17 protein-coding genes are annotated in these 20,021 nt (G+C 72.6%); 15 read left to right on the top strand and 2 right to left on the bottom strand.

Annotated elements, in window-relative coordinates:
- The first annotated feature begins 180 nt into the window (after positions 1–180).
- From RB608_RS14055 to RB608_RS14035, 5 genes are read left to right on the top strand one after another with little or no spacing between them, the layout of a single operon-like run.
- Positions 181–1,365: a hypothetical protein gene (locus RB608_RS14055; protein WP_308088590.1), complete on the top strand. Its 1,185-nt coding sequence runs from the start codon at positions 181–183 to the stop codon at positions 1,363–1,365.
- Positions 1,362–2,201, top strand: a complete 840-nt coding sequence (locus RB608_RS14050; RefSeq protein WP_308088589.1) for a hypothetical protein — start codon at positions 1,362–1,364, stop codon at positions 2,199–2,201. Before RB608_RS14055 ends, RB608_RS14050 begins: the two co-directional genes overlap by 4 nt.
- Entirely contained in the window at positions 2,198–3,436 is a 1,239-nt protein-coding gene (locus RB608_RS14045) for a hypothetical protein (RefSeq protein WP_308088588.1), read from the top strand. Before RB608_RS14050 ends, RB608_RS14045 begins: the two co-directional genes overlap by 4 nt.
- Complete coding sequence (locus tag RB608_RS14040; RefSeq protein WP_308088587.1) at positions 3,433–4,617, top strand: hypothetical protein; 1,185 nt, start codon at positions 3,433–3,435, stop codon at positions 4,615–4,617. Before RB608_RS14045 ends, RB608_RS14040 begins: the two co-directional genes overlap by 4 nt.
- Positions 4,618–4,666: 49 nt before the next feature.
- Positions 4,667–6,064 carry a bifunctional cytidylyltransferase/SDR family oxidoreductase gene (locus RB608_RS14035; RefSeq protein WP_308088586.1) on the top strand — a complete coding sequence of 466 codons (1,398 nt, stop codon included), beginning with the start codon at positions 4,667–4,669 and terminating at the stop codon, positions 6,062–6,064.
- A gap of 30 nt (positions 6,065–6,094) precedes the next feature.
- On the opposite strand, the gene RB608_RS14030 is transcribed toward RB608_RS14035, so the two are convergent.
- Positions 6,095–7,198, bottom strand: coding sequence for a hypothetical protein (locus tag RB608_RS14030; protein WP_308088585.1), 1,104 nt, complete (start codon positions 7,196–7,198; stop codon positions 6,095–6,097).
- Positions 7,199–7,395: 197 nt separating this feature from the next.
- Here RB608_RS14030 and RB608_RS14025 point away from each other — a divergent pair, with 197 nt between their 5' ends.
- The 9 genes from RB608_RS14025 (at position 7,396) to RB608_RS13985 (ending at position 15,518) form a co-directional block, all read left to right on the top strand.
- Entirely contained in the window at positions 7,396–8,307 is a 912-nt protein-coding gene (locus tag RB608_RS14025; RefSeq protein ID WP_308088584.1) for a DUF2520 domain-containing protein, read from the top strand.
- The gene (gene panC, locus RB608_RS14020; RefSeq protein WP_308088583.1) at positions 8,304–9,200 is read left to right on the top strand and encodes a pantoate--beta-alanine ligase; all 897 of its coding nucleotides are present in this window, start codon (positions 8,304–8,306) and stop codon (positions 9,198–9,200) included. The genes RB608_RS14025 and panC overlap by 4 nt, the downstream gene beginning before the upstream one ends.
- A 29-nt stretch (positions 9,201–9,229) precedes the next feature.
- Positions 9,230–9,637: an aspartate 1-decarboxylase gene (panD, locus tag RB608_RS14015; protein ID WP_392391004.1), complete on the top strand. Its 408-nt coding sequence runs from the start codon at positions 9,230–9,232 to the stop codon at positions 9,635–9,637.
- A 26-nt stretch (positions 9,638–9,663) separates the two neighbouring features.
- A complete protein-coding gene (locus RB608_RS14010) occupies positions 9,664–11,352 on the top strand; it encodes an L-aspartate oxidase (protein WP_308088581.1) in 1,689 nt (562 codons plus the stop codon).
- Positions 11,349–12,263, top strand: a complete 915-nt coding sequence (nadC, locus tag RB608_RS14005) for a carboxylating nicotinate-nucleotide diphosphorylase (protein WP_308088580.1) — start codon at positions 11,349–11,351, stop codon at positions 12,261–12,263. The genes RB608_RS14010 and nadC overlap by 4 nt, the downstream gene beginning before the upstream one ends.
- A 2-nt stretch (positions 12,264–12,265) precedes the next feature.
- The gene (locus RB608_RS14000; protein ID WP_308088796.1) at positions 12,266–13,042 is read left to right on the top strand and encodes a type III pantothenate kinase; all 777 of its coding nucleotides are present in this window, start codon (positions 12,266–12,268) and stop codon (positions 13,040–13,042) included.
- A gap of 91 nt (positions 13,043–13,133) precedes the next feature.
- Entirely contained in the window at positions 13,134–13,469 is a 336-nt protein-coding gene (locus RB608_RS13995; protein ID WP_308088579.1) for an Lsr2 family protein, read from the top strand.
- A 145-nt stretch (positions 13,470–13,614) separates the two neighbouring features.
- Positions 13,615–14,853, top strand: a complete 1,239-nt coding sequence (locus tag RB608_RS13990; RefSeq protein ID WP_308088578.1) for a histidine kinase — start codon at positions 13,615–13,617, stop codon at positions 14,851–14,853.
- Complete coding sequence (locus RB608_RS13985; protein ID WP_308088577.1) at positions 14,850–15,518, top strand: response regulator transcription factor; 669 nt, start codon at positions 14,850–14,852, stop codon at positions 15,516–15,518. The genes RB608_RS13990 and RB608_RS13985 overlap by 4 nt, the downstream gene beginning before the upstream one ends.
- A 25-nt stretch (positions 15,519–15,543) precedes the next feature.
- Here RB608_RS13985 and RB608_RS13980 read toward each other — a convergent pair whose 3' ends face one another.
- Positions 15,544–17,085 carry a hypothetical protein gene (locus RB608_RS13980; protein WP_308088576.1) on the bottom strand — a complete coding sequence of 514 codons (1,542 nt, stop codon included), beginning with the start codon at positions 17,083–17,085 and terminating at the stop codon, positions 15,544–15,546.
- 238 nt (positions 17,086–17,323) lie between these two features.
- On the opposite strand from RB608_RS13980, the gene RB608_RS13975 reads away from it, so the two are divergent.
- On the top strand, positions 17,324–19,903 hold the full coding sequence (locus RB608_RS13975; RefSeq protein WP_308088575.1) for an ATP-dependent Clp protease ATP-binding subunit: 2,580 nt from the start codon (positions 17,324–17,326) through the stop codon (positions 19,901–19,903).
- The last annotated feature ends 118 nt before the right edge of the window (positions 19,904–20,021 follow it).

The raw sequence follows: 20,021 nt of genomic DNA, 5'->3' as shown, positions 1-20,021 counted from the left end.
TCCGTCTGCTCGCTCCGGAGGGGGGAGGCCGGTTCATCACGGTATGTAGGCCGGGCAGCACTTCTGTAGCGGAGCCCAACTACAGAAGGGCCGGTTCGGCTACATACCGTGATGAAACCGGGCCGGCCCCCGCCTGGCTAGGATCAGACCTTCCGCCCGATCGAAGGAGTTGTCCGCGCGATGCGCTCTGTGGCCCTGCCCGACGCCCTGCCGGACGGCTCGCGGTTCATCCACATCGGCCTCCCCAAGACCGGTACGACGGCCCTCCAGGGCGCGCTCGACCGCGCCCGGCCGAGGCTCGAGGAGCTGGGCGCGCACAACGTCGGCAAGGGCCGGCACGAGATGCGGGTCGGCCAGGTCGCGGCCGACGGCCTGGCCGAGTTCTGGCAGGGCAGCTGGGAGCAGCGCTGGCAGGAGCTGGCGCGCGAGTTCCGCACCTCCGCCGCGCGCTGCACCTTCTGGTCGAGCGAGTCGCTGAGCCACGCGAAGGGCGAGCGGGTCGCCTATCTCGCGGACCAGCTCGGCGCCGACACGCATGTCGTCGTCACCCTGCGCCCCCTCGCCCCGCTCATGGTGTCCCAGTGGCAGCAGTGGCTGCGCCGGCGCGGCGTGCAGTCCCTGGAGGAGTGGGCGACCAGCCAGTTCGAGGCGGTGTCGGTCGAGGGCGACGTGAGCGTCGACTACGTCCGGTTCGCCCCGATGCTGCACCGCTTTAGCCTGCGCCGGATCGTCGAGGAGTGGGGGCCCGTCTTCGGCGAGGACAAGATCGTCCTCGTCGTCCCCGACGCGAGAGACCGGGCGCGGACCTTCCGCGTCTTCGAGCGCCTGATGGGCGTCCCCGAGGTGCTGGAGGCGGTGCCGGAGGGCAATGCGTCACTGCCCTATCCCGAGGCCGAGATGCTGCGGCAGTTCAACCGCGCCTACACCGACCACGACGGCGATCACGCCACGTGGATGGAGGCGATCGGCGTCCTGGCCAGGATCCCGCTGCGCGACTACACCAACACCCTCGCTCCGCACCCGATCCGCGCCCCGCGCTGGGTGGCCGAGCGCGCCAACGAGTACGCCGCCGCCTGGAACGCTGTCGTCGAGGCGTCGGGGGTGACCGTGGTCGGCGACCTCGCCGACCTGCTCGTCGACCCCGCTGACCACGCCGAGGAGGTCGCGGTGCCGACGGCCGTCGACGTGGCGAGCGCCGGCCGGCTGATGGACGTCGTCTTCACCGCGGCGCTCGAGCACGCCTCCCGCACTCATGCCGCCACGACGGCGGCGACACCGGCGGAGCCCGACCTGACGACGTACGGCGGCCGGCAGCTGCTGGGAGAGCTCGGGCGGCGGGCCCGCCGACGGGTGATCCGACGATGAGCCTGCTGCACGTCCCTGACGCCGCGGGCGGCATGAACGCCTTCGCCGTCCCGACCTGGTGGGCCTCCCTCGAGGACGACCGGGTCACCCGCGACGAGGACGAGCGGCCGGACGTGACCGTCGTCGACGTCGCCGAGCTGCCCGATGACCGGACCCTGCTCGTCGTCGGGTCCGTGGCCGAGCTGCTGGCCGAGCCCACGCCCGACGCCCTCGCGGCCTGGGTGGGTCAGGTCCGCGCGATCAACGCCGCCGCCGCGGCGCCCGTGCATCTGGCGGTCTCCCTCGACGAGGTGACCTGCTTCGAGCAGCTGCTGGCCCTCGCGGCCGGCCGCCGCTGGCCCCCCTTCGACGTCGTCGCCGCGGCCCGGCACACCGATGCCGACCCGGTCCCCCCGCCGAGCGTCCCCGGCGGCCAGGACACCGCCCGCGCGTACGCCGACGCCCTGGTCGCGCAGGTCGAGGTGCTGTTGCCGCCGGCCTGGCAGACGGCCACCGACAGTGCCGCCGACGCGACCGCCTGCATCAGCCGGGCCCTCGACACCGACCCCGACGTCGGCCCCGCGGACGCCCGCGCGCTGCGCGACGCCTCCCGATCCGCGCTCGCCGCGCTGGAGGCCGACGGGGTCACGATCAGCGGACCACGCGACGCCCTCCTCTGGCCGGTGCCCGCCGAGCGCGGGCTGGTGCCGATCGACGTGGCCGCCGACGCGGCGCTCGAGGTGATGCTCGCGGTGCTCGAGCGTCCGGTCGACCTCGCGCCGGACCGGCCGGTCGTCGTACCCGTGGGGGAGCTGCCGGCGCGCGCCCTCCTCGCGAAGTTGGGAGGACGGCGATGATCCCGCCCCTGCCCGACGGCACCACCCTGGTCCACATCGGTCCCTACAAGACCGGCACGACCGCCATGCAGGGCGCGCTGTGGGAGGCGCGCCCCGCGCTCGCCGAGCACGGCGTCGCCTACCCCGGCGAGCTGGCGCACGAGATGAACGCGTCGATGGCGGTCGCCCTCGGCCGGGTCGACCCCGGCAAGGACCTCGGCGCCTTCCGGCAGCGCTGGTTCGACCTGGTCGCGCAGCTGCACGCCGAGCGACCGCGGATCGGCGTGCTCAGCAGCGAGGTCTACTGCGAGGCCACCGACGAGGGCGCGCGTACCGTGCTCGACACCCTCGGCCCGCTGGCCCACGTGGTGATCACGGTGCGCCCGATCGTGCGGCTGCTCGGCTCGCAGTGGCAGCAGTACGGCCAGAACGTCCCCGTGCCGCCGTACGACGACTGGCTGCGCGCGATCCTCGATCCCGCCGCCGTGGGTGCTCCCGACGGCCCGGCCGGTGCCGAGGGCGTGACCCCGTCGTTCTGGCAGCGGCACCGCCACGACCGCCTGGTCGAGCGCTGGGTCGGCCTGGTGGGTGGCGACCGGGTCACCGTCGTCGTCGTCGACGACCGTGACCACCGCGGTCTGCCGGCCGCGTTCGAGGGCCTCCTCGGCCTCCCCGCGGGACTGCTCCGCCCGCCGGTCGACAAGACCAACCGGTCGCTCACCCATCCCGAGGCGACCCTGATGCAGACCCTCGTCGACCGGACCTCCCGACCCCCCTGGTCGAGCGCCGACCACGGCCGGTTCGTCCGGTTCGGCGCCGCGCGGGGGCTGCAGGCCGCACCCGCCGACCCGGCCGCCGAGCGACTGCTCACGCCCGGCTGGGCGATCGACCGTGCGCTCGAGGTCGGCGCCGGCATGGCCGCGCGGATCGGCGCCTCGGGCGCCCGGGTCGTCGGCGACCTGGGCCTGCTCTCCGATCGCGCGCTCGCTCCGGCCGACGGCGAGAACACGCCGGTGGCCGCGATCGACCCCGGCGCCGCGGCCGCGCTGGCGGTCGGCGTCATCAGCAAGCTCACCGGCGTCCACGCCCGGCCCGAGCACCGTGACCTGGCCGGTCCCGTCGAGCGTGCCGTCTGGTCGCGCCACCGTGCGGTGGCCGAGGAGTGGGATGTCGAGCGGGCCCGCGACGGCGTCCGCGCGAGCGCGGCCCGCGAGCTCGGCCGCAGGGCGCGCCGTCGTCTCGGGGGCGCGTCGTGACCTCGGGTGGGCCCGTGCTGCCGGACGGCGCGAAGCTGCTCCACATCGGGATGCCGAAGACCGGCACCACCGCGCTCCAGCACTCCCTGTGGGCGGCCCGGGCGCGGCTCGAGGAGCACGGCGCCCACAACGTCTCGCGCCGCGCCCACGAGCGGAAGGTCGCGATCACCGCCGCCGGCAACGTCCGCTCCTACTGGGCGGCCGAGCACGAGCGGTGGCAGCAGCTCGCCGGTGAGTTCCGCACGTCCACCGCCCGGCGCACCTTCTGGTCGAGCGAGTCCCTGTCGCTGGCCGCACCGGAGCGGATCCGCGGGCTGCGCGAGGAGCTGGGCCCGGCGTACGTCGTGACGACGATCCGCGCCCTCGCCCCCCAGCTCGCCTCGCGCTGGCAGCAGGGCCTGCGGCGCGCGGACCCGCTGCCCCTCGACGACTGGCTGCGCGCGCGATTCGCCGAGGAGCCACTGGGCGGCGTCGGCGCCGGGTTCGTACCCGGCCAGGCGCTGCGCCGGCTCAACCCGCGCCGGGTCCTGCAGGACTGGGGCGCGGTGTTCGGCGAGGAGAACCTGGTCTTCGTCGTCCTCGACCCGTCCGACCACACCTGGCTGCTGCGCGCCTTCGAGGACCTGCTCGGCGTCCCCGAGCTGCTCGAGCCGTCGCCCTCGCGCAACCTGTCCCTGCCGCTGCCCGAGGCCGAGATGCTGCGGCACCTGGCCGCCGCCTACCGCGGCCACGGCGGCGACCTCGACGCCTGGATGGCGACCGCCGGCGACACCCGCCGGATCAAGCTGCGTCCCGTGGTCGAGGCCGCCCCGCGGCACCAGACGGTCCGGGTGCCGCGCTGGGCGGCCGAGCGAGCCGACGAGTACGTCGCCGACTGGGTCGAGGCCCTCGCGTCCTCCGGTGCCCGGGTGCTGGGCGACGTCCGCCACCTGTTCAGCGACCCCGCCACCCACCCGGTCGAGGTCGAGGTGCCCGAGGTCGTCGACGTCGGGTCCGCCGGCCGGATGATGGACGCCTACTTCCGGGTCGGCCTGACCCTTCCCGCCCCCGCCCCGTCGCCCGACCCCGAGTCCGGCGCTGAGTCCGGCGCTGAGTCCGGCGCCGGTGGCTTGGCGGCCGTGAGTGGCCGGGACCTCCTGCGCGAGCTGCGTCGGCGGGCCCTGCGTCGACGGGGTCGTTGAGTGGGCCGCTGAGTGGGCCGCTGAGTCCCCTGCGTGGGAGACTGCGCCCATGACGAGGAATGTCGCCGTCCTGCTCGCCGGCGGTGTCGGGAGCAGGGTCGGGCTCGACATCCCGAAGCAGCTCATCAAGGTCGCCGGGAAGACGCTCCTCGAGCACACCCTGGCCGCCCTGCACGAGCACGCCGACGTCGACGAGGTCGTCGTGATGATGACGCCCGGCCACACCGACGCGGTCCGCGACATCACCCGCAAGGGCGGGTACCCCAAGGTCACGGCCATCCTCGAGGGCGGCGAGACCCGCAACGACACCACCCGGCGCGCGATCGACCACCTGATCGCCACGGGCGACGCCGCGCAGACCCGGATCCTGCTCCACGACGCCGTCCGGCCGCTGGTGACCCCGCGGATCATCGGCGAGTGCTTCACCGCGCTCGACTCCTACCCGGCCGTCGACGTCGCGATCCCGTCGGCCGACACGATCATCGAGGTCGACGCCGACGACACCATCCGCAGCATCCCGCCGCGCGCCTCCCTGCGTCGTGGCCAGACGCCCCAGGCCTTCCGCCTCGACGTGCTGGCCCGCGCCTACGACATCGCGGCGGAGGACCCGGACTTCACCGCGACCGACGACTGCAGCGTCGTGCTCAAGTACCTTCCCGACGAGCCCATCATCGTGGTGCACGGCGACGACCGGAACATGAAGGTCACCGAGCCGATCGACGTCTTCATCGCCGACAAGCTCTTCCAGCTCACCGGCATCGACCTGCCCCGGGCGAGGGACGACGCCGGCTACCGCGCCGCGCTCGAGGGCAGGACGATGGTCGTGTTCGGCGGCAGCTACGGCATCGGCGCCGACATCGCCGAGCTCGCCCAGTCCTACGGCGCCACGGTGCTCAGCTTCAGCCGGTCGAGCACCGGCACCGACGTCGGCAAGCGCGCCGACATCGCGGCCGCGGCGAAGGAGGCGATCGCGAAGACCGGCACCATCGACTTCGTCGTCAACACCGCCGGGGTGCTGCACCGCGGTGAGCTCGTCGAGACCACGGAGGAGACGGTCTACGCCGCGACCGAGATCAACTACCTCGGCCCGATCTTCATCGCCCAGGAGTTCTACCCGCATCTCGCGGCCAGCGGCGGCTCGCTCCTGCTGTTCACGTCGAGCTCCTACACCCGCGGGCGCGGCGGCTACAGCCTCTACTCGTCGGCGAAGGCCGCCACCGTCAACCTCACCCAGGCGCTCGCGGACGAGTGGGCCGACGCCGGGGTCCGGGTCAACTGCATCAATCCCGAGCGCACGGCCACCCCGATGCGCACCAAGGCGTTCGGGGAGGAGCCCCCGGGCACCCTGCTCGACTCCCAGACCGTGGCGCACACGTCGGTCGACGTGCTCATCTCCGACCAGTCCGGCCACGTCTACGACGTCCGCAAGGACGATCCCTTCGCCTGAGAGCGTGCTGACCGGCCATCGGGTCAGGTCTCACCAGCGGCGGCCGAGCCGCCTGCGGGCCGGCTCCGGGGCGGGCTCCCGCGGCGGTGCCGTGGCCAGCCGGTCCGCCGCCAGCGCGAGCCCGGCCCCGAACCACGCCGCCACCCCGGCATCCACCGCCGCCGGCGGCTCCGGAGTGGCGGCGACGTCCGCGACCGGCGTCGACGCGATCGCGTCGAGGTCGCCGTGGACCGGTACGCCGAGAGCCCGGATGCGCTCCACCATCTCGCGACCGATGTCGTTGGCCTGGCGGACCGCCCAGTCGGGGGTGACCAGCGCCGCCTCGTCGGCCGCGGGCCGGCGGGCCTTGAGATGGTCCTTGAGGTGGCGGAACAGCCGTACGTAGTGCTCGGGGCCGAGGCCGAGAGCGGTGTAGTCCGCGTTGAAGCGACGCAGCAGCTCCGCCTCGTCCGCCGTCAGCGAGCGGTTCTCCTTCGCGTCCTGACCGGCCAGGGTCTCCGGGCGCAGCCCGAGCAGCCGCTCGAAGGTGTGCGGCAGGAAGTCGTGGTCGCTGGGGTCCAGGACGACCACCACCACCCGGTCCGGCCCGACCCGCTCCGCCCAGCGGCGGACCAGCTCGTCGTGCCGGTGGCGGGTCCAGAACTCCCGCGGCTCCGGCGCGGTCACGTCGGTGAGCACCACGCGCAGCCAGGCGTCGTACCCGTAGGCGCTCTGCCGCTGCAGGCTCTGCTGGTACTGCGACGACAGGATCCGCGCCAGGGGCCGGAGGGTGACCGCGATCCAGAGGTCGTCGGCACCGACCTCCTCGACGATCCGGGCGATCTGGGCGTCCGACGCGTCGGAGAGGAACTCGCTGCTGAAGACCCGGCGCTCATCGCCGGCCGCGGTCAGCTCGCCGACGACCGCGTGCCACGCCTGCTCGGCCCGGGCCGGATCGCGACCGGGGACCGGCCGCCCGGTGACATGGCGCGCCGCCTTGGCGTCGTGCCGGCTCCGCGAGACGTACCGGACGCCCTGCCGGCCCAGGTCCGCCCGGGCCTGGTGGAAGGCGCTCTGGAGGGCCGTGGTTCCGGTCTTGTGCGGGCCCACGTGCAGCAGCCGGGCACCGGCGGGCAGGGTGGACGGCGGCGACATGTCACCGAGCCTAGGGTGCGCTCGCCGCGTGTGATGCAGGCCACCGGACCGACCCGTTCCGGGGCTCCCCGGGCAGGCGTACCGTTGAGGTGTCCCGGAACCCCGGGACGACAACACTGAGCACAACGTCCGGTACCCACACCGGCTCCCTCCCGGGCGGAGGGAGTGGTCGGCGGGACGGGAACGAAAGGTTCACGATGTCCCACGTCTTCCGTGTGGGTGTGGTCGGCGCCGGCCGGGTCGGCGCCGTGCTGGCCGCGGGTCTCCGCGCCGCCGGTCACACCATCGCCGCCGCCGCGGGCGAGTCCGACGCCTCGCGTCGCCGTGCCGCCGAGCTGCTGCCCGGCGTCGCGCTGCGCAAGCCGAGCGAGGTCGCGCGCGGGGCCGACCTGCTGCTGCTCACCGTCCCCGACGACATGCTCCCCAACGTGGTGAAGGTGCTCGCCGACAGCGGCGCCCTCCACGCCGGTCAGGTCGTCGCGCACACCTCCGGCCGCCACGGTCTCGCCGTGCTGGCCCCGGCCGCCGCGGTCGGCGCGCGGGTGATCGCCCTGCACCCGGCGATGACCTTCACGGGGACCTCGGTCGACCTGGAGCGGCTCCACGGCTGCGTCTTCGGCCTCACCGCCGGCCAGGGGGAGCGCGAGCTCGCCGAGTCCCTCGTCGCCGACCTCGGCGGCCGCCCGACCTGGGTGCCCGAGGAGATGCGCACGCTCTACCACGCGGGCCTCGCCCACGGCGCCAACCACCTGGTGACCCTCGTCAGCGAGGCGATGGGCCTGCTCAGCGCCGCCGGCGTCGACGACCCGGCCGGCACCCTGCGCCCGCTGCTCGACGCGGCCCTCGACAACGCGCTCGCCCACGGCGACGCCGCGCTGACCGGCCCGATCGTCCGCGGCGACGTCCAGACCGTCGCGGCGCACCTCAAGGACATCTCCGCCAACGCGCCCGACACCGTGCCGTCGTACGTCGCGATGGCGTGGGCCACCCTCGACCGTGCGGTCACCGACGGCCGGCTGCTGCCGATCCGTGCCCAGGCCATCGCCAGCGTCCTCAGCGCGTACGGCGACCGCCGGGTCCTGCCCACCCCGCGGGTGGAGTCCGCATGACCCACCCCGCGACGGGGACCCTGACCGCGCCTGCCGTCGCACGCAGCCGGGCCGAGCTCGGCGGCCTGCTCGCGGGCCGCGGCACCGTCGTCCTCGTCCCGACGATGGGCGCCCTGCACGAGGGCCACGCCACCTTGATGCGGATCGCCCGCGAGCGCGCGGGCGCCGACGGCACCGTCGTGATCTCCATCTTCGTCAACCCCCTGCAGTTCGGCCCTGGCGAGGACCTGGACCGCTACCCGCGCACCTTCGACGACGACCTCGCGCTGGCCGCGGCGGAAGGCGTCGACGTGCTGTTCGCGCCGGTCGTCGCCGAGATGTACCCCGACGGCGTCCCGCACGAGGGGGTCGCCTCCGAGGCGGTGACGGTGCAGCCCGGCCCGCTCGCCGACCTGCTCGAGGGCGCCAGCCGCCCCGGCCACTTCCGCGGGGTGCTCACCGTCGTGGCCAAGCTGTTCGGCCTGGTCCGTCCCGACGTGGCGGTGTTCGGGGAGAAGGACTACCAGCAGCTCGCGCTGATCCGCCGGATGGCCTCCGACCTGTGCCTCGGCATCGACGTCGTCGGCGCCGCCACCGACCGCGAGCCCGACGGCCTGGCCCGGTCCAGCCGCAACCGCTACCTCGACGCCGAGCAGCGGCAGCAGGCAGCCACCCTGAGCCGGGCGCTGCGGGCCGCGCAGGAGCGGGCGTCGTACGGCGTCCCGGCGGCGAGATGGGCCGCGATGAGCGTCATCAAGGCGGAGCCGGGCGTCGAGCTCGACTACCTCGCCCTGACCACGACCGGCCTCGGCGAGCTGCCCGACTACCCCGAGCCCGGCGCCGAGGGCCGGATCCTCGTCGCGGCCCGGGTCGGCACCACCCGGCTCATCGACAACATGCCCCTGCAGTTCTGAACCAGAGGGAGACTCCTGTGCTGCGCACCATGATGAAGAGCAAGATCCACCGCGCGACGGTCACGCAGGCCGACCTGCACTACGTCGGCTCGGTCACGGTCGACGAGGACCTGCTCGAGGCGGCCGACCTGCTGGCCGGCGAGCTGGTCCACATCGTCGACATCACCAACGGCGCACGTCTGGAGACGTACACGATCGCCGGCGAGCGGGGCAGCGGCGTGATCGGCATCAACGGTGCCGCCGCCCGGCTGGTCCACCCCGGTGACCTGGTCATCCTCATCGGCTACGGCCAGATGAGCACCGAGGAGGCCAAGGAGTACCAGCCGCACGTGGTCTTCGTCGACGCCGACAACAAGGTCATGGCGACCGGATTCGACCCCGCCGAGACCTTCGGCGACCCGAGCCTGTCCCGCGGAGACGTCACCGCGACGCACTGACCCCGTCGAGTCAGTAACCTGCTGGAATGCCAGAACAGCTGCGCCTCCCCGGGCGCCTCACCGCGCCGAGCCCGGGTTGGACCACGCGCGCCGACGTCGTCATCGTCGGCTCCGGCATCGCCGGGCTGACCGCGGCCCTGCGGCTGCGCGGCCGGGTCGACAAGATCCTGGTCGTCACCAAGGACGTGCTCAACGCCGGCTCGACCCAGTGGGCCCAGGGCGGCATCGCCGCCGCGCTCGGACCCGGTGACACCCCCGAGCAGCACGAGGCGGACACGCTCGTCGCCGGCGCGGGCGCCTGCGACGGGGCGGCCGTGCGGGTGCTCGTCAACGAGGGACCCGAGGCGGTGCGCGAGCTGATCGCCCTCGGCACCAACTTCGACCACACCGACGACGGCGAGCTGTCGCTGACCCGCGAGGGCGGCCACCACCGCGACCGGATCGCGCACGCCGGCGGCGACGCCACCGGCGCGGAGATCCAGCGGGCGCTCATCGCCGCGATCGAGGCGGCCCCCGACATCGAGGTGATCCAGCACGCGCTGGCCGTCGATCTGCTGCTCGGCCCCGGCGACGTCGACGACTCCGGTACGACGGGCCCGCCGGCGGTCGCCGGCCTGACCCTGCACGTGATCGGCGAGGGCGAGCGCGACGGGGTCGGCGCCGTCCACTGCCGCGCCGTCGTGCTGGCCAGCGGCGGCCTGGGGCAGGTGTTCTCCCAGACCACCAACCCCGCCGTCACCACGGGCGACGGCATGGCGCTCGCGCTGCGCGCCGGAGCCACCCTGCGCGATCTGGAGTTCGTGCAGTTCCACCCGACGGTCATGTACCTCGGCCCCGACTCCCGGGGCCAGCAGCCGCTCATCTCCGAGGCGGTCCGCGGCGAGGGCGCCTTCCTCGTCGACGACGAGGGCGACCGGATCATGCAGGGCGTCCACGAGCTCGCCGACCTCGCTCCGCGCGACGTCGTCGCCAAGACGATCATGAAGCGGATGCTCGAGACCGGCCGCCCCCACCTGTGGCTCGACGCCCGTCACCTCGGCGCGGAGTTCTGGGAGCGCCGGTTCCCGACGATCCTGGCCACCGCCCGGTCCCACGGCATCGACCCGGTCACCCAGCTGATCCCGGTCGCGCCCGCCTGCCACTACGCCTCCGGCGGTGTGCGCACCGACCTGCTCGGCCGCACCGACGTGCCCGGCCTCTACGCCACCGGCGAGGTGGCCTGCTCGGGCGTCCACGGTGCCAACCGGCTCGCCTCCAACTCCCTGCTCGAGGGCCTGGTGTTCTCGCGGCGGATCGCCGAGGTGCTCCCCGGCGAGCTGACGCCGTGGCGCGAGCCGGCCGCGGACCGTCGTACCGCCGGCCTGGTCGCGGGCGACATCCGCCGCGAGCTCCAGGAGACGATGAGCTCGCGCGTGGGCGTGCTGCGCTCGGCGCCCGGCCTGGCCGAGGCCGGCGTCGTCCTCGACAAGCTCGCCGGGCACGCCGCCGAGACCGTTGACCAGGCCTCTTGGGAGGCGACCAACCTGCTCACCATCAGCGCCGCCCTCGCCGACGCGGCCGCGCTGCGCCAGGAGACCCGCGGCTCGCACTGGCGCGAGGACTTCCCCGAGCGCGACGACGCCCACTGGGCCGGGCACTTCGACGTGACCATGGACGACGGCGTCACCACGGTCACGTTCGCCCCCGCCCCGGCCACCGACGGAGGACTCTCGTGATCGCCCGCACGCCGTACGACGACCTGCCCGCCGGGCTCGTCGACGAGATCGCCGATGCCGGCCTCGACCCGCGCGCCGTCTACGACCACATCGCACTTGCCTTCGAGGAGGACCTCCCCGGCGGCGTCGACGACGTCACCAGCGACGCGATGCCCGACATGGGCGAGGCGGTCGCCGACTTCGCCGCGCGCGAGCCGGGCGTCGTCGCGGGACTGGCGATCGCCGAGCTGGCGTTCGTCTACGCCCTCGGCGACTCCGTCAAGATCACCGGCCGGGTGCCCGACGGCACCCGCGTGCGGCCCGGCGACGTCGTCCTCACCGTCTCCGGCCCGGTTCGCGGTGTGCTGACCGCCGAGCGGACGGCCCTCAACTTCGCCTCGCACCTCTCCGGCGTCGCCACCGCGACCTCGCGCTGGGTCGACGCGCTCGAGGGCACCCGCGCGCGGGTGCTCGACACCCGCAAGACCCTGCCCGGCTGGCGCGCCCTGCAGAAGTACGCCGTGCGCTGCGGCGGCGGCGTCAACCACCGGTTCAGCCTGGTCGACCGGGCGATGGTCAAGGACAACCACGCGGTCGCCGCGGGCGGCGTCGTCGCGGCCTACGAGGCCGTCGTCGCGAAGCACCCCGGGCTCCGCGTCGAGGTCGAGGTGATGGACCTCGACGAGCTGCGCGCCGTCCTCGCGGCCGGCTGCACCGAGGTGCTGCTCGACAACATGAGCACCGCCGACATGGCAGAGGCGGTCCGGATCAACGCCGACGACGGGGCGCGGGCGACCCTGGAGGCCTCCGGTGGGCTCACGCTCGAACGGGCCCGCGAGGTCGCCGAGACCGGCGTCGACTTCATCTCCGTCGGTGCCCTGACCCACTCGGTCGTCGTCTTCGACCTGGGCCTGGACTTCCGGACGGCGTGACCATGCCCCTGCTCGCGGCCGACATCGGCAACGCCCACACCGTGCTCGGTCTCGTGTCCGACGGTGCCGTCCACGCGGACTGGCGGGTGTCGACCGCGGAGCACCGCACTGCCGACGAATGGGGCGTGTTGCTGCGGGGGCTGCTCGGCACCCGCGAGGAGGAGGTCACCGGAATCGCGGTCTGCTCGACGGTGCCGGCGGTGCTCAACGCGTGGCGTGAGATGCTGCCCGCGCATTTCCCCGACATTCCGTGCGTCATCGTCGAGCCCGGCATTCGCACCGGCGTCCCCATTCTCGTCGACAATCCGCGCGAGGTCGGTGCCGACCGCATCGTCAATGCGCTCGCGGCGGCCGCTGATTTCGAATGCCCAGCCATCGTCGTGGATTTCGGCGGCACCGCCACCACCTACGACGTGGTCGACGAGCAGGGCCGCTATGTCGGCGGCGCCATCACCCCTGGCATCGAGATCTCTCTCGACGCCCTCAGCCGAGGCGGCGCGCAGCTGCGGATGGTCGAGCTGGTGCGCCCGCGGGGGGTGATCGGCAAGAACACGGTCGAGGCACTCCAGTCCGGCATGGTGTTCGGCGTGGCCAGTCAGGTCGAGGGCATGGTCGAGCGACTGATCGCCGCGCTCGGCAGCGCCGCGGGGGACGTCACGGTGATCTCGACGGGCTATCTCGCCCCGCTCGTGGTCGACGAGTGCCGCTGCTTCACCCACCGCGCCCCCTGGCTGACCCTGCGCGGACTGGAAAAGGTATTCCTCCGCAATCAGCGCTGATTCATTTTCGCCCTCGTTTGTGCAAGGATTGAATATCGCGTCGGCACGGACGCGGATACCTTGCATTGCTACCTTTCGAGGAGTCCCACACATGGCACAGAAGGTCAACATCGTTCTCGTCGACGACATCGACGGCAGTGAGGCCACCCAGACGATCAGCTTCGGCCTGGACGGCGCCCACTACGAGATCGATCTCCACGACAAGAACGCCGCCGCGCTGCGCGACGCCCTGGCGCCGTACGTCGGCCACGCCCGCAAGGCCGGCCGCGGGGGCGGCGCGGCCAAGCGTGGCCGGGCCGCCGCTGCTCCGTCGGGCGGCGTGCCGGCCAAGGAGGTCCGCGAATGGGCGCGCGGGAACGGGTTCACCGTCCCCGAGCGCGGCCGGATCCCGTCCGACGTCCGCGAGGCCTACGACAACGCCCACTGATCCCTCCCACTGATCTGTTCCGCAGAGCCGGGCCGACGGTCCGCTCCGCCGGGCGACGCGACCGGGGGTCCCCCGCACGGGGGACCCCCGGTTCCGCTCTGTCGAGGGTGGTGACGCCCGACGCGGCCACCCCAGGATGGTCGACATGTTCTCCGCCCTGCTGAAGTCCCACGATCGACCGGTCCCGGCGTCCTATCTCGTGGCCGCCGTCGCCGCGAGTGTGGTCGTCGGGATCTGCTTCGTGACCGCGCGGTGGACGCCGTGGTTCCTGGAGGACTGGGGGATCGGCTATGGCGCGTACGGCGTGATCAGCGTGGCGGCCCTGAGCTTCATCGGCCTCGGCCTGGCCGTGGTGCAGGTTCCGGCGTGCTGGCTCGCCTTCCGGTGGCCGGTCTTCGCGATCGGTCTCGCCTGCGCACCACTGCTCGTCACCCTGCTGGACCCGAGCCGGGCGCCCCTGCACTTCGGCGTCGTGGCGAACCTGGCCGCGGTGGGCCTCACGTCCGCCTGGCGTCGTCCGCGACTTGCCCTGCTGGCCGTCGGCATCGCCTATGCGGCGATCCTGGTCTGGCTGCGCGGTGGAGGTGACATGGCCGCCCCGTTCCGAGCGTCGATCGAGCTGCGGTACACCGAGCCGCTCCAGATCGGGATCGTCTACACGGTCGCGTTCGTGCTGCTGCTCGCGTTCGTGCTCTGGTTCCGCTCCAGCGCGCTGAGGGAGGCGCAGCGGGCCCGTCTGGTCGCCCACGAGGGCGCGGTGACCGAGCAGGGCGCGGTGGTCGCCGAGCGGGCCCGGCTGGCCCGCGACCTCCACGACGTCGTGGCCCACCACGTGTCGCTGATCGCCGTGCGTGCGGAGACCGCCCCGTACACCGAGCCGGACCTCGACCCGGCCGGGCGCCGGGTCCTCGCCGAGGTCGCCGCGGAGGCGCGGCTCGCGCTCGACGAGCTGCGCGGCGTCCTGGGCATCCTGGGCCGGGCCGGCGACGCCGAGCGGGCGCCGCAGCCGACCCTCGCCGACATCGCCGCCCTGGTCGAGCGCACCCGGAGGTCGGGGCAGGAGGTCCGGCTCGCCGGCGACCTGCAGGCGCCGGCCGGCGCCGCGGCCGGGTACGCCGCCTACCGCGTCGTCCAGGAGGCGCTCACCAATGCGCGCAAGCATGCGCCGGGTGCCCCGGTCGACATCGAGGTGACGGCGACGTCGCACCTGATCGAGGTGCGCGTGTCCAACCCGGTGACGCAGCCGGCGACCCGGCTCGGCTCCGGACGCGGTCTGGTCGGGATGCGGGAGCGGGTGGACGCACTCGGTGGCCGGCTCCGGATCCAGGCGGCCGGGCAGGTGTTCGAGGTGGAGGCCACGATCCCGACCGGAGGAGCCGCATGACCACGGCAGACGTGCCGATCCGGGTGGTGGTGGCCGACGACCAGCCTGTCATCTGCTCCGGCTTCGCCGCGTTGCTCGACGCCCAGCCGGACGTCGAGGTCGTCGGCACCGCCGGCGACGGTCGGGAGCTGGTGACGCTGGTCACCCGGACGCAGCCCGACGTCGCCCTGGTCGACGTACGGATGCCGGAGATGGACGGCATCGAGGCCACCCGGCTGATCACCGCCGACCACCCGACCCGGGTCCTGATCCTGACCACCTTCGACCTCGACGCCTACGTGTACGACGCCGTGCGGGCCGGCGCGAGCGGCTTCCTGCTCAAGGACGCCACCGCCGAGCGGCTCGTCGACGCGGTCCGGATGGTCGCCGAGGGCGCGGTCCTGCTCGCGCCCGCGGTCAGCCGCCAGCTGGTGGCCGACCGCTTCGCCGACGTCCCCGGAGCGAGACCCGAGCCGGCGGTGGCCCGCGACCTCAGTCCACGGGAGCGGGAGGTGCTGCTGGAGCTCGCCACCGGACGGTCGAACTCCGAGATCGCGGCCGAGCTGCACATCGCGCCGGAGACGGTGAAGTCCCACGTCGCCGAGGTGCTGCGCAAGCTCGGCCTGCGCGACCGGATCCAGGCGGTGGTCTACGCCTACGAGCACGGGCTGGTGCCGCGCGGTTGAGCCGGCACTCCCCGGGCTCGCGGGCTCAGCGCAGACCGGGAGGCAGCACCGGCTCCGGCGGCGGCGGGGCCCAGTCGGTCTTGCCGCGTTCGAGTTCGTCGTCGAGACCGGTGAAGTCCGCCTGGCTGTCCTGATCGACGCCCTCGATCCAGCCGGCCGCGATCGCGAGCTCCTTGCCCGCGTCGACCAACTCGCGCGCGGAGCCGGTGGCGACCTTGTCGAACTCGGCCAGGATCTCGGCGAACCCCTCCTGCGGGCCGCTCAGTCCGTAGCCCAGCGGCCAGCCGCGCTTCCAGATGTCGGCCGGCGCGATGCCGTACGTGTCGTCGGCCGCCTTGGCGAAGATGCTGGCGATCACCGGCACCTGGTTGATGCCGACGTCCTTGAGGGCGCCGGTGTGCACCCGGATCTGCTCGGCCGTGGTGATGCCCGCGTCGAGTCCGGCGCCGGGGTGGATGTGGAGGTAGTCGAGCTTGACGCTGTTGATGTCCTCGTTGAGCCGGCGCGCGCAGTGGTACAGCTCCTCCTCCTGGGCGAAGGTGGCCCGGCGCAGGGTCAGGATCGCCTCCTCGAAGTTCTTGGCGACCTGCTCGGCGGTGCCGGCCGAGAGCGGCTTCGGCGGGTCGGGCTTCGCCTTGTTCTCCGGGATCACCGCCTGGAGGAAGCCGACGACGCCGGAGGCGCCGGTCACGAAGGGCTTCGCGGGCGGCGGGACGAAGATGCCGGCGAGATCGAGGAACGCCTTGACGATCTTGAGGTCGATGTTGAAGTTGAAGTCCGGCGGGTCGTAGTGGAAGGCGTTCTTGGCCGCCTCGCACAGCGCCATGATGTCGACGCCGGCGGACTTCCACATCTCGGCCTCGCCGCCGAGGATGAGGGTGAGGCCGAGGGCGATCTGGCCCTGGTTCTGCATGACCGTGCCGACGCGGACCGGGCCGTACTTGCTGCGGAAGGCGTAGACCATGTTCGAGTCGACATCGGCCCCGACGTACTCGGAGAAGAGGTCGAACGCCGTCGTCCGGCTCGGGTCGGTGAACGACGGACGCCACTCGTCGGCGGTCGGCTTGTCGAAGCCGGTCGTGGGCGTCAGCTCCTGGAGGGCCGCGCCCGCCTTGGCGGCGTCCTCGGCGAAGCGGCCGTGGTCGGGGAGGGTGTCCCAGCCCTCGAGGATCGACTCGATGCGCTCCAGCCACGGCTGGTAGCACGAGGTCCACGGGTCGACCTGGCAGATGTAGCCGGGCAGGTTGTTGATCTCCTCCTCGCGCACCAGCGTGGTGCCCGGCGGGAAGCTGCTCGAGGTGAGTGCTGCGCCGTCCTCGCGGTCCCACTGCCCGTGGGCGTTCATCGAGACCCCGGGGACGAAGAACTGCACGGTGCCGGTCGGGCCGCTGACCGGGGGCAACGTGTTCCCGGAGAGGGCGGGATAGGGGATCATCGATCCCTGGTTGAAGCCTGTGGCGGCGTCGCCCTCCCAGCCGACGCCCTTCTCCTCGAACATCATCTTGATGGCGTTGTGGGCGATCGTCTTCTTGTAGTCGGTGATCGCCTGACTCGAATAGGTGGCCACGCTCATTCCTCCTGCCGGATACCCCCGTGATGGGCAGACACGTGCCCGGCCTCAGGCCCGCCAAACAATCACTCGGGCCGGGTCGGCCCACCGAGCCCCGACGTACCGTCGCCGGACGCCGCAGGGCGGCGTTCGCTGACAGCGGACGGATCTGGGTCCCTGGGCCGGAACGCGTAGGGTGTGAGCCGGGGTTGTAACTCTGAAGAACGACCCCGTTTTGACGTGTGAGGAGCGTGCAATGTTCGAGCGGTTCACAGACCGTGCCCGCCGGGTGGTCGTGCTGGCCCAGGAAGAGGCCCGCATGCTCTCCCACAATTACATCGGGACCGAGCACATCCTGCTCGGCCTCATCCACGAGGGTGAGGGTGTCGCCGCCAAGGCGCTCGAGTCGCTGGACATCTCGCTGGAGGCCGTGCGCGCCCAGGTCGAGGAGATCATCGGCCAGGGTCAGCAGGCGCCCTCGGGCCACATCCCCTTCACCCCGCGCGCCAAGAAGGTCCTCGAGCTGTCCCTGCGCGAGGCGCTGCAGCTCGGCCACTCCTACATCGGGACCGAGCACATCCTGCTCGGCCTGATCCGGGAGGGCGAGGGCGTCGCCGCCCAGGTGCTCCAGAAGCTCGGCGCCGACCTCAACCGGGTCCGTCAGCAGGTCATCCAGCTGCTCTCCGGCTTCCAGGGCAAGGAGGGCACGGCCGCGGCCGCCAGCACCGGCAGCTCCGGCAGCGGCGACACGCCGTCGTCCTCCCTGGTGCTCGACCAGTTCGGCCGCAACCTGACCCAGGACGCCCGCGAGGGCAAGCTCGACCCGATCATCGGCCGCGCCGCGCAGATCGAGCGCGTCATGCAGGTGCTCTCGCGCCGGACCAAGAACAACCCGGTACTGATCGGCGAGCCCGGCGTCGGCAAGACCTCGATCGTCGAGGGCCTGGCCCAGGACATCGTCAAGGGCAACGTCCCCGAGACGCTCAAGGACAAGCAGATCTACACCCTCGACCTGGGTGCGCTCGTCGCCGGCTCCCGCTACCGCGGTGACTTCGAGGAGCGCCTCAAGAAGGTGCTCAAGGAGATCCGCACCCGCGGCGACATCGTGCTGTTCATCGACGAGATCCACACCCTCGTCGGTGCCGGCGCGGCCGAGGGCGCGATCGACGCGGCCTCGATCCTCAAGCCGATGCTGGCCCGCGGCGAGCTGCAGACGATCGGTGCGACCACCCTCGACGAGTACCGCAAGTACCTCGAGAAGGACGCCGCCCTCGAGCGCCGGTTCCAGCCGATCCAGGTGCCCGAGCCGTCGATCGCCGACACGATCGAGATGCTGAAGGGCATCCGTGACCGCTACGAGGCGCACCACCGGGTGACCATCACCGATGAGGCGCTGGTCTCCGCGGCGACGCTGGCCGACCGCTACATCTCCGACCGCTTCCTGCCCGACAAGGCGATCGACCTGATCGACGAGGCCGGGTCGCGGCTGCGGATCCGCCGGATGACGGCGCCCGCCGACCTGCGGGAGTACGACGACAAGATCGCCGACGTGCGCCAGCGCAAGGAGGCGGCCATCGACGGCCAGGACTTCGAGGCGGCCGCGCGCCTGCGCGACGAGGAGAAGCAGCTGATCCTGGCCAAGTCCGAGCGTGAGAAGCAGTGGCGTGCCGGCGACATGGACGAGGTCGCCGAGGTCGACGAGGAGCTGATCGCCGAGGTGCTCGCCGTGGCGACCGGCATCCCGATCGTCAAGCTCTCCGAGGAGGAGTCCACCCGGCTGCTCAAGATGGAGGACGAGCTCCACAAGCGGGTCATCGGGCAGGAGGAGGCCGTCAAGGCGCTCAGCCGGGCGATCCGTCGTACCCGTGCCGGCCTGAAGGACCCCAAGCGGCCGGGCGGCTCCTTCATCTTCGCCGGCCCCTCCGGTGTCGGAAAGACGTGGCTGTCCAAGACGCTCGCCGAGTTCCTCTTCGGCGACGAGGACGCGCTGATCCAGCTCGACATGTCGGAGTTCGGCGAGAAGCACACCGTCTCGCGGCTCTTCGGCTCGCCTCCGGGCTACGTCGGCTACGAGGAGGGTGGCCAGCTCACCGAGAAGGTGCGCCGCAAGCCGTTCTCCGTGGTGCTCTTCGACGAGGTCGAGAAGGCCCACCCCGACATCTTCAACAGCCTGTTGCAGATCCTCGAGGAAGGTCGCCTGACCGACTCGCAGGGCCGGGTCGTGGACTTCAAGAACACCGTCATCATCATGACCACCAACCTCGGCTCGCGTGACATCGGCAAGTCGGTCGGCCTGGGCTTCAACTCGGGGGATGCGGCCGGCTCCTACGACCGGATGAAGGCCAAGGTCTCCGACGAGCTCAAGCAGCACTTCCGTCCGGAGTTCCTCAACCGGGTCGACGAGATCATCGTCTTCCCGCCGCTGTCGCAGGACCAGATCGTCGCGATGGTCGACAACATGATCGCCGCGGTGGAGGTCCGGATGAAGGACCGCGACATGCGGCTCGAGCTCACCCAGAAGGCGAAGAACCTGCTCGCCGAGCGCGGGTTCGACCCCGTCCTGGGCGCTCGCCCGCTGCGCCGCACGATCCAGCGCGAGATCGAGGACGTACTCGCCGAGAAGATGCTGTTCGGCGAGGTCGGCCCCGGCCAGATCGTGCTCGTGGACGTCGACGGGGAGGGCCCGAACGCGACCTTCACCTTCGAGGGGCAGAAGGTCGGCGAGCTGCCCGACCTGCCGCCGCTCGAGACCGTCGCCGAGACGATCTCCGCCGAGACGGTCGTCGACGGGGGCGACACCGCGGAGGGCGATCTGCCCGCCGCCGGCAACGACTGAGGCCCGCCGCGACCCGTCGCAGATTGAACGGAAATTCGCACCGACCCGGCGCAGATTGAACTCCACTCAGTTCAATCTGCGCCGGGTCGGCGTCGTTTGGGATTCAAACTGCGACGGG

The sequence above is a fragment of the Nocardioides sp. LHD-245 genome (genome assembly GCF_030929495.1).
In the GTDB taxonomy this organism is placed as follows: Bacteria; Actinomycetota; Actinomycetes; order Propionibacteriales; family Nocardioidaceae; genus Nocardioides.
Note: the sequence above shows the minus strand (reverse complement) of the source record. Positions and strands in the feature narration are given on the sequence as shown.